Genomic DNA, 1216 nt, shown 5'->3' with positions numbered 1-1216 from the left:
TCGGTGGAACGACACCGTTTATTTCCACTGCACTCGTTGAATTCACCGGGAATAAGCTTGCGCCGGCTTATTATCTGGTTGGCGTTGCATTATTTACTACTGTCGCCGTTGCTCTTTTTTATCGGGAACCTAGTCGATCGGAATAGGGTAAAGAAGGATATGATCCAACACCACATTAAGATCTCCATCCTTAAATAGGGAGCAATAATAATGAATCAAATCACAGGGTTTATAACGGAATTTATATTTTACTCATCAAGGTCCTGAACTCTAACAGCCACAAGAGAATCTTACAGGATTATTAATGAACTAAGAGTGGATTCAGATAGGTGGTATAATGTGATCTTAGAAAAAAAAGACAATGCTTCTGCTTTCAGAATTGCAGTTATAATGACCGGTGGAACAATAGCTAAAACGTATGATCCTCATTCTGCGAGCATGTGCAATTCAGAGGTGACTATCGATGCGCTTATCCGTTCTCTTAGACTCCCGAACACGCATATAAACTTTATAGATTTAATGCGTAAGGATTCTCTCGAAATAAATCCGGAAGACAGGACTGCCATTACTGAAAGCGTCTTGATGGCAAGCCATAATAATGATGCAGTAATTGTAACACATGGTACTGATACCTTGGCTAATACTGGTGAAGAACTTTACATCTCTTTGCCAGGCCCTACCGTACCAATTATATTTACTGGTGCGATGATACCATTAGTTGTTCAACAAAGTGATGGCATACAAAATATCATTGAAGCGATATTAGCCTGCAAGCTTCTTCCTGTTGGTATTTATACCATTTTTCATGGGCAAGTATTATCTTTCCCCGGGATTATAAAGGATCGTAAGCAGATGACATTTGTTCGTTCTATGACTCTGTAGACAGAGTTTAAATGGCTATTGTCGGAAAGGGAAGCTCATCTGAAGATAGTGGGTTTTATTCACCATGTAATTTCTTAAAAAGAAGCTTAACGATGCATCCTAATAGATTAAGTGAACTTGTTACACTGAAAATACCAGCCATCAATGCCTGGCTTTCTTGCAATAGTGGCTATATTGCTGAAGTGTTGGGCCAGTGCGGTTTCGATTCAGTGACGGTCGATTTGCAACATGGACAATTTGGAATGGATGTTGTGCCTTCACTTCTACAGGCTATATCCAGTACGGATGCCATGCCGCTGGTGCGCTGCGCCGAAAACAGTTTTGGTGACATTAA

Annotated in this window: 1 protein-coding gene and 1 pseudogene; both read left to right on the top strand. The window is 40.4% G+C overall.

Annotated features, from left to right (window positions below):
- Positions 1-339: 339 nt before the first annotated feature.
- Entirely contained in the window at positions 340-882 is a 543-nt protein-coding gene (locus MUU46_RS00195) for an asparaginase domain-containing protein (protein WP_159776984.1), read from the top strand.
- 11 nt (positions 883-893) lie between these two features.
- Positions 894-1216: pseudogene (locus tag MUU46_RS00190) on the top strand (hypothetical protein); the annotation flags it as partial.

Origin of the sequence: Scandinavium tedordense, assembly GCF_024764965.1 — a bacterium.
GTDB classification, from domain to species: domain Bacteria; phylum Pseudomonadota; class Gammaproteobacteria; order Enterobacterales; family Enterobacteriaceae; genus Scandinavium; species Scandinavium tedordense.
This window is presented reverse-complemented; position numbering and strand designations above follow the sequence as displayed.